Annotated in this window: 9 protein-coding genes; 6 read left to right on the plus strand and 3 right to left on the minus strand. The window is 40.1% G+C overall.

The window, feature by feature from the left end; all coding sequences use genetic code 11:
* The first annotated feature begins 17 nt into the window (after positions 1-17).
* From HP456_RS16105 to HP456_RS16115, 3 genes are all read left to right on the plus strand, one after another.
* A complete protein-coding gene (locus tag HP456_RS16105; protein WP_312857781.1) occupies positions 18-98 on the plus strand; it encodes a hypothetical protein in 81 nt (26 codons plus the stop codon).
* Positions 99-296: 198 nt separating this feature from the next.
* Positions 297-1,124: an MBL fold metallo-hydrolase gene (locus HP456_RS16110; RefSeq protein ID WP_172252920.1), complete on the plus strand. Its 828-nt coding sequence runs from the start codon at positions 297-299 to the stop codon at positions 1,122-1,124.
* A gap of 302 nt (positions 1,125-1,426) precedes the next feature.
* Complete coding sequence (locus HP456_RS16115; protein WP_172252922.1) at positions 1,427-1,867, plus strand: Dps family protein; 441 nt, start codon at positions 1,427-1,429, stop codon at positions 1,865-1,867.
* Positions 1,868-1,916: 49 nt separating this feature from the next.
* Here the strand turns inward: HP456_RS16115 and HP456_RS16120 are convergent, their stop codons facing one another.
* A complete protein-coding gene (locus HP456_RS16120) occupies positions 1,917-2,528 on the minus strand; it encodes a TetR/AcrR family transcriptional regulator (RefSeq protein ID WP_172252924.1) in 612 nt (203 codons plus the stop codon).
* A gap of 188 nt (positions 2,529-2,716) precedes the next feature.
* Between HP456_RS16120 and HP456_RS16125 the strand changes: the two genes are divergently transcribed.
* Positions 2,717-3,475, plus strand: coding sequence for an SDR family oxidoreductase (locus HP456_RS16125; protein ID WP_172252926.1), 759 nt, complete (start codon positions 2,717-2,719; stop codon positions 3,473-3,475).
* Positions 3,476-3,591: 116 nt separating this feature from the next.
* Here the strand turns inward: HP456_RS16125 and HP456_RS16130 are convergent, their stop codons facing one another.
* Positions 3,592-4,824, minus strand: a complete 1,233-nt coding sequence (locus HP456_RS16130; RefSeq protein WP_172252928.1) for a cytochrome P450 — start codon at positions 4,822-4,824, stop codon at positions 3,592-3,594.
* A 279-nt stretch (positions 4,825-5,103) separates the two neighbouring features.
* Between HP456_RS16130 and HP456_RS16135 the strand changes: the two genes are divergently transcribed.
* Together HP456_RS16135 and HP456_RS25395 are read left to right on the plus strand one after the other, a co-directional pair.
* Positions 5,104-5,643, plus strand: a complete 540-nt coding sequence (locus HP456_RS16135; RefSeq protein ID WP_172252930.1) for a PadR family transcriptional regulator — start codon at positions 5,104-5,106, stop codon at positions 5,641-5,643.
* Between the two features lie 327 nt (positions 5,644-5,970).
* Positions 5,971-6,093 (plus strand): hypothetical protein, encoded by a 123-nt coding sequence (locus HP456_RS25395; RefSeq protein ID WP_281358066.1) that lies wholly within the window; start codon positions 5,971-5,973, stop codon positions 6,091-6,093.
* Positions 6,094-6,492: 399 nt separating this feature from the next.
* On the opposite strand, the gene HP456_RS16140 is transcribed toward HP456_RS25395, so the two are convergent.
* Positions 6,493-8,064, minus strand: a complete 1,572-nt coding sequence (locus HP456_RS16140; protein ID WP_172252932.1) for a glutathione ABC transporter substrate-binding protein — start codon at positions 8,062-8,064, stop codon at positions 6,493-6,495.
* Positions 8,065-8,497 lie beyond the last annotated feature (433 nt).

Raw genomic sequence — 8,497 nt, forward strand, 5'->3', positions numbered from 1 at the left:
AGTACTGGGGATTTGGAATAGAAAGGTTATTAATGGTACTAACAGATAGTGAGACCATTAAAGAATGTACATTATTCCCCTTAACAAAGAAGTTATAGTAACACTAAATTTCCTATTATAAAGGAATGTGCAGCTCCTGTTGTAGTGTCAGGCCACTGTTGCGGTGAACTTTAGATTATTGCGAGACAGTTTCCACCCTCCACCTATAGTTGCAGATCAACTTCATTTATTTTGAGGATGAATAAATCAACCAAATCCTGTAGCATTAAGGAGAAGTGAAACTACGGGGAGGCAGAATGATGAAAAAATATATTTGTACTACTTGTGGAGTACAATACGCTGAAAGTGTCAGTGAACCTAAACACTGTCAGGTTTGTGAAGATAAGAGACAATATGTAAACCCTAATGGTCAATCATGGACGACTCAAGATGATTTAGTAAAAAGTGGCTTATATAAAAATATGATGACGAAAGAAGCGGAAGGGCTGTATAGTATAAAAACATCTCCAAATTTCGGAATTGGCCAAACCGCATATTTAGTAGTAGGTAATGGCTTTAATGTTCTGTGGGATTGTATTACTTTTCTTGATCCTGAAACCATTAAGTTTATTCATGGTTTAGGTGGAATTGATGCAATAGCTCTCTCTCATCCCCATTATTATTCAAGTCAGGCTGCCTGGGCAGAAGTTTTCGATGCACCTATTTACATTCACCACGATGATAAAGATTGGATAATGGAACCGAGTCGACACATTCATTTATGGGAAGGAGAAGAAACAGAGTTAAGTGAAGGGGTGATGTTACATCGTCTTGGTGGACATTTCAAAGGCGGGGCAGTATGTCATTGGAAAACTGGAGATGAAGGAAAAGGGATTCTTCTAACTGGGGATATCATACAGGTGGTGGCAGATACCAACTGGGTAAGTTTTATGTACAGCTACCCGAACTTGATTCCGCTGCCCGCAAACAAAGTGGAAGAGATGGCAAGAAAAGTAGATGAGTTATCATTTAATAAGTTATACAACGCTTTTCATAAAGTGGTAAAAGAGGATGCAGCTAATGCAGTTCAAAGATCAGCCAGCCGATATATAAAAGCGCTTGATGGTCGGTTGTTCACCACATGAGGTGAGGGAAGGGTCCATTTTTTTATCAGTGATATAGTTGAAATGAGTTGGTTCATCAGTTTGTTTAGTCAGCTGATTGTCCGGCTCTTTTTTTGAGGCCACGTTATTGAAGCCAAATCCCGACGTCAGCGAGAGTGACTTAAGAAAAGTCATCCCCTTGTTCTTTTTTTAGAAGAAACCCGAATGTTAAATCACTCTTTGGGAAAAATAAAATTGTATTCTTTTAATGATAATACTTATTAATTGATAATAATTATAAATAAGGATATAATGATACTACAACACAAAAGGAGAGATCAGATATGAATCAACAATTAGTCGTGGCACTTAATAAACAACTTGCGAATTGGAACGTCCTTTATACAAAACTTCACAATTATCACTGGTATGTAACGGGTCCTGAATTTTTCACTCTGCATGAGAAATTTGAAGAGTATTATAACGAGGCGGGGTCGTATATTGATGAAGTGGCTGAAAGAATCCTGACGATTAAAGGGAAGCCAATCGCCACTTTGAAAGAATATCTTGAAACGGCTACCATTGAAGAATCAAACGGACAAGAATCGGCTGTTGAAATGGTTGATACTTTAGTAAGAGATTTTCAACAGGTTGTGGCTGATTCCAGGAAAATCATTGAAGCAGCAGAGGATTCCCAGGATCAGCCTACAGCAGATCTATTTATCGTGATGAAAACATCACTCGAAAAGCATATTTGGATGTTGAACGCATTTAACAAGAGATAAACCGTAAAATAAAGGAGCATTGGCCGCACAGGCCGATGCTTTTTTTCAATCAGGTGAATTTTCTCGGTCTCATGACAGCAGCTGGCTGATTTCGATTGATGATGGTTAATAATTGTTCTGCCATGTAGTTGGAACTATACTTAAATCCGCCATTGATCCATTCGATGATCATACCGAAGATAGCGTAGGAGTGATAACTGGAGAGAAGTTCTCTGTTGACCGGGGAGTCTTGATCATGGTGGTCATCGAAGTCTTGCATGGACAGGTTCTTCAGAATATCACATAGTTTATATTGGAAGCCCGGTAAACCATTTGAATCCACCATTAATGTATAAAAGTTGGCGTGCTTTTTTACATGTTCAAATACTTTGATGGCGTGGGATGTCAGCTTGTTTACTTCAAATGTTTCCCTGTTCTTATAAGGTTCACGATAAGAAGCGATTAAATCCGAAATGACGTCATCTATGATTTCATTCAATAAGTCTTCCTTATATGGATAGTGTTTGTAAAATGTGCCCCGATTTAAATCAGCTTCCTGCACGATTTCAGTGATGGATATATCCTTGAAGTCCTTTTTTTGCATTAAGGCCAGGATCGAATCTTTCAGCGCTCTCTTCGATTTAACAATTCTTCTATCAACGATCTCATCTTTACTGGACATTTTATCCCTCCCATGTTCATTACAGTTCAGTTAATCATCATAGGACCTTCATGCTGTTTACTAATAGACAATGACAGCTGTGTTTGCTGATTGATTCATCTCTCTAGTCATTATTATACTAGACTTAGAACGTAAATAATAAACAAGTGTTTAATAAATCATTCTTTTATCTCAAGGAGGAAACAGTTATGAAACTGAAAGACAAAGTGTCAGTCGTTACAGGTGCAGCTTCCGGGATGGGTAAAGCGATTGCACTCCTTTATGCCAAAGAAGGATCCAGGGTAGTCGTTTCTGATATTAATGAAGAAGCAGCGAAGGCTACTGTGGAAGAAATTAAAGCAAATGGTGGAGACGCAATCGCTGTCTTGGCAAATGTTGCGAAAGAAGAAGATATACAGAATCTGATCGATACAGCTGTTAAGACGTATGGTACTTTGGACGTTTTAGTGAATAATGCCGGTATCATGGATAATTTCGAACCTGCCGGTGACATTGCAGATGATGCATGGGAGAGAGTATTTGCCATCAATACGACGAGTGTGATGCGCTCTACACGTAAAGCGCTGCCGATCTTCTTAGGGAAAAAAGATGGAGTCATCATCAACATCGCATCAGCAGGCGGTCTGCAAGGGGCACGCGCAGGGGCAGCATATACTGCCTCCAAGCATGCGGTGGTTGGATTTACTAAGAACACAGGTTTTATGTACGCCCAGGAAGGAATCCGCTGTAACGCCATCGCTCCGGGCGGGGTGGAGACCAATATTAGTCATTCCATGACAAACATCAATCCATTCGGTATGGGACGTCTTCAACCTGGATTGGGGCTGAACCCAAGAACGGGGAAACCGGAAGAAATTGCCTCTGTGGCATTGTTCCTTGCTTCTGATGATTCCAGATTTGTGAATGGCACCGTCATTACCGCAGATGCTGGCTGGACGGCTTATTAAAAAAGTTGAACTTTATAATAGGTATATAGTCAGGACTTAACTGAGTCCTGATCTTATAGAGAGAAAAACGTCCCGTGAAATGACATGGGACGTTTTTTTTATATACCGTGACGCAGTTATGAATAGACCCTCATCGGTAGATTTGTTAAGGATTGTCCGGTAGCTGATGCTGTCAAATTACATTCTAATTCAAACCCGTCGACCGCCTCAATCCGTGAAAAGTTCTGTATAAAAGTCTCCAGTGCTATTTTCATTTCTAATCGGGCAAGCGGGGCACCGAGACAGAAGTGAGGACCATTTCCAAATGTTAAATGCTTTTTATTGTTTGGGCGGTGAATGTCGATCGTGAAAGGATTCTCAAAGACTGCTTCATCCATATTGCATGCACTCATCCATGCAATGACGACATCCCCTTTTTTCAGCTTTGTACCTAATAAATCATTGTCTTGCTTTACGGTACGATCTCTTCTGGACATATGGAAGCGATAGCGGAGCATTTCTTCGACTGTGTTTGGCACTAAATCCAGATTATTTCGCAGTTGATCATATATACTCTCATCATCATAGAGCAAAGAATAGAACGTATTGGAGATGGCATGACTGGTGGTTTCAACCCCTGCACCCAGAAGCATCATGGTCATTTGTACAATTTCCTCATCCGTAAACTTCTCACCATCTACTTCCGCCTGGATCAAGTCAGAAATAATATCATCTGAAAGATCCGAACGTTTCTGGACCACAATAGGGTAAAGGTATTGGAAATACTCTTTCGCTGCCTGTTGTTTTTGCATCGCGATATCATCCAGTCGTTCTTTGTCGTAAGGTTGGAAAAGGGTATCTACCCATTCTTTGAACTGTTCCCTGTCTTGTATCGGTACCCCGAATAAATCCGCAATGACGAGACTGGGCAGGGGGGCAGCCAAAGCTTCCACTATATTAATAGTCGAGTTTTCAGGTATATCTTCAACAAGCTCTTTTGCAATCTGTTGAATGCGGGGCTCCCAGTTCTTCAGACTGCGCGGAGTGAAAGCAGCTGCCAGCAATGAGCGACTCTTACGATGTTGGGGAGGATCAATCATTGTGAGATTTGTTAGAGCAGAAGGTTTTTCCTGTTTGTTATCAGCGCCCACAAAAATAGTGGTTCTGGACCCTTCACTTGAAAAGTACTCATAATTACTTAACACTTGTTTCACATCTTGATGTTTAAACACATTCCATGTATCCGTCTTTTCGTGATAATAAACAGGATGCTTGTGAAGCATTTCTTTATACCAATCAATAGGGAAAAATTCATCTGCTCGTGACTGGAAATTTGTAATCTCTTTCATTGGAATGACTTCTTTATTCATACTATTTTTATTCCTCCTTCTACACAATCTAATGAATGATGGGGATGAGAGTTCCCCTCTTTCCAAACTACTTTAATCAGAGTAGTTTGGAAAGAGTAAAAAGTAATACTTACTCTATCTTTTCAGCGATGAAAGGGATGAAATAGGACATAGTGCCTGTAAATGGGAGAGGTATTTTCCCATCAATATGTTACTGAAAATGAAAGGATAAGGAATACTGCTGAAGTGACAGCTTAGGTTTGCTAAAATAAGGAGAGAATTTCTTGAAGGAGCATAAACATGTCTATTCAAATATTTATATTAAGCAAACTGATGAAGGAGAATAATTACCCATATAAATTAAAAAAACAGCTTTCAGAGCCAATTCCATTGGATAAGCTGGGGGGATTAACAGAGAGTAAACTGTATTACCACTTTGATACATTAGCTAAACAAGGGTTAATCGAAACAGTCGAAATCATTAAAGAAGAACACCGGCCGGACAAGCAAGTGTTTGGGATTACGGCTAAAGGCCGTGAAGAACTGCCCAAAAAGATCTACAAGTTATTTGAAAATGCTGATGATATCAGTGATATGGTAGTAGGATTAATAAATATCAACTTTGTAGACCGGGAAAAAGTAGTGAAAATACTAGAAAATAAATTAGAAACTTCCAGGGTACGCTGGGAATACATTAAGGATTTTAAAGACGTCATTCAAATAGATGAAGATAACGAGAAACTAATAACCTTTTTAGGTGATTTTGTAACAACGAGAGTAGATCACTCAACCTATTGGCTTGAACAGTTGATTAAAAAGCTTCAAGAAGGAGAAATATAAGAGGGATTTGATGTTTCATGCAGTAGAGTTAATTCCTTTTATATCGTGATATGTATAGTTTTTTTTCGTACACATAGTTGCTTTTCACCCAGGTGGTTGATTGCAGTAAAGAAAAATCCGGACTAAACTGAATTCCAGGATTCAAATTAGTTCGGATTTTTTTGTTTTGCTAAAGTGTACGTTTTGTTTTCAGCTTATTCCAGCTGTTGATAGGAGTGGAAGACGAAGAGGCTGACCAACCACCCGCGGAAAGCGAAGTCAATAAATCTCTAATATTTATCGCAACCCATGTGCACGATATAAACAAAACGCAAGGGTGGTGAAAGAATGTCTAAACAGAAGAATAAGGACCTTAAGAATAATAAAGCAATGCAAAAGTCCGATGTGGAATTTGCTCAAAATGGACTTGAGAAGGTAGCCTTAAAGGCACAGGAAAGACAGAATAAGTAAAGATTGTTCATTTCAGCATGGAGGGGCAAAAAGAGGCAGGGAGAAAAGTGTTATAGTCTAAGTAAAACCCGAACTAAATTGCCTTCTAACTGGCAATTTAGTTCGGGTTATTATTTTGTTCAATGTAAACTTAAGTTTTAGCACTTTCCAGCGGTTGATTGGAGTGCAAGACGAAGACTCCTGCGGGAGAAGTGGCCAATGTGAGACCCCGCAGGCTTGCCGAGGAGGCTCACGGGCTACCCGCGGAAAGCGAAGTCTTGCACGGAAATCATTAGCGGTATTAAGAACATACGCTGAAATTGTTCGTCTTTATGTCGTGGTTTATTAGCTTTGTCCCAGCCTCTCTGATTTTACTGCAATCATTCAGTTATACCAAAGAAACATAGACACTCCTCATTATTATTGAATGGTAATATCATTAATCTCCAAATACCCTGCAGGGCTGATAGAGAAGTCTTTTACGTTGTTGCGGATGGCCGCCATGTTTTCGATCACGCGTACCGGGATATAGACCGCGTCTTCCATTTCCAACTCCTGAGATTTAGCATAAAGTTCGATTCGTTTCTTTTGATCCTTTTCAGAACGTGCCATTTCGATCAGTTGATCGACCTCATCATTGCTATAGAAAAATGTATTACCGGCAGGGCCGTGGGAATTGCTGTGGAAGAGGTTGTATTGGTTATAGTCCGCATCTCCCGTGGCATTTCTCCAGCTGATGATAAACATTTCCGAATTTCCACTTGTGGCTTGCTCTACAAAGGTTCCGTATTCCTGAACCTGGATATCCAAGTCGATTCCGATCCCTTTGAGCTGGGATTGCATGACCTCAGCCAGACTGATTCGTTCTTTACTGTCCATTGTAAGCAATGTGGTTTTAAATCCATCAGGATATCCGGCTTCGGCCAGTAACCTCTTGGCTTCGTTTAAATTATATTCGTATGCTTTCATATCAGGATGATAGCCGAATACTTTAGAACCTAATAAGGAGTTCGCTTTTTTTCCGATATTATTAAAGACACCTTTCATGATCGAATCCATTTCGACTGCATGGGAGATGGCTTTCCGTACACGGACGTCATTGAAGGGCTCCTTTTGAACGTTAAACCCTACATACTCGGTGCCAAAGCCTTCACTTCGGTATACTTCCACGTTCTTCGATGCTTTTACAGAATCCATCATGGTCACAGACAGGGGTTCGGCAATATGGGCTTCACCCGTTTCAAGCATTGAAATTCTTGTTGTTTCTTCGGGCACCACTTTGAAAACGACTTCACTTATGGCGGGCTGGTCTCCCCAATACTTTTCGTTTTTATGAAAGACGATTTCTTTGCCCGTTTCCCAGGACTTGAAGACAAATGGACCTGTGCCGACTGGTTCTTGGATAATGTCTTTTCCGTACGTTTCGATGGTCTTTGGACTGATGATTCCGCCTTCATGACTGGCAAGGATGGATAATAACGGTGAAAATGGCTCGGATAAAAGAAATTGGACGGTATACTCATCGATTATTTTAACTTCCTTGACCATTTTGAATACAACGGCTCGAGGCGAAGCCACGTTGGGGTCGGTTAATCGGTCGAACGTTTTCTTCACAGACTCGGCATTAAATGGGGTCCCATCATGAAATGAGACATCTTCTCTCAGCTTGAACTCCCATGTTGTATCGTCCAGCTGTTCCCACTCTTTTGCAAGCAGCGGCTTGATTTTCGCGTTTTTGTCTCTCCCAACAAGCCCCTCATAAATTTTACCGTGTGTCACACTCGCAGCATTGATCGTGGACATAAAATGATGATCGAGATTCTCCACATCGGACAGACGGGCAATCACCAGGCTGTTCTCTTTCTTAGAAGCCTGTCCATCAGCCTGTTCACCCGAATTTGCCCCCATATTGGTGGAGCAGCCGCTGATCACCAACATCAGGACCATTAGTGCAATCATGAATACTCTGCTCTTGAAACGGTTTACCTTCATCTTCATCTATTCATCCTCCCTTCTGTATTTATTCAATTATAAGAATTTTCAGACATATAGAATTAAGATATCTTTACTGTTTTTTTTGTTTTGTTGACCTTTTTATTTTGAATGACACTGGTTTCATTAAATAGAAAAATAAAAGGTACAACTGTATTGAAACAATAGAATGAATGATTAAGTGGTCATCTAATCGTAAAGATAAGAATGAACAACAGACTGTTATTTCAGAAAGAGGGAAAAAGCTGAAAAAGAATCAAATGATTGTTTTTCAGCTTTTTTTTTATTCAATAAACATACAGATCACTTTCCAATGCGATCCGCCATATGATCCAGCTCCAATGGCAAAAAGGCATACTCTCCGTCTTTCATAATTTCACGTTTTAAAACGGGAATAGGATGTTTGAAGATCGGTCCGTCCACTACTGTGGTA

Origin of the sequence: Bacillus haikouensis, assembly GCF_013179555.1 — a bacterium.
GTDB lineage: Bacteria > Bacillota > Bacilli > Bacillales > Bacillaceae_B > Rossellomorea > Rossellomorea haikouensis_A.

Coding starts and splice junctions, on each gene's coding strand:
- HP456_RS16125 (WP_172252926.1), top strand. CDS start 2,717: ATGAAACTGAAAGACAAAGTGTCAGTCGTTACAGGTGCAGCTTCCGGG.
- HP456_RS25395 (WP_281358066.1), top strand. CDS start 5,971: ATGTCTAAACAGAAGAATAAGGACCTTAAGAATAATAAAGCAATGCAA.
- HP456_RS16110 (WP_172252920.1), top strand. CDS start 297: ATGATGAAAAAATATATTTGTACTACTTGTGGAGTACAATACGCTGAA.
- HP456_RS16115 (WP_172252922.1), top strand. CDS start 1,427: ATGAATCAACAATTAGTCGTGGCACTTAATAAACAACTTGCGAATTGG.
- HP456_RS16140 (WP_172252932.1), bottom strand. CDS start 8,064: ATGAAGGTAAACCGTTTCAAGAGCAGAGTATTCATGATTGCACTAATG.
- HP456_RS16120 (WP_172252924.1), bottom strand. CDS start 2,528: ATGTCCAGTAAAGATGAGATCGTTGATAGAAGAATTGTTAAATCGAAG.
- HP456_RS16135 (WP_172252930.1), top strand. CDS start 5,104: ATGTCTATTCAAATATTTATATTAAGCAAACTGATGAAGGAGAATAAT.
- HP456_RS16130 (WP_172252928.1), bottom strand. CDS start 4,824: ATGAATAAAGAAGTCATTCCAATGAAAGAGATTACAAATTTCCAGTCA.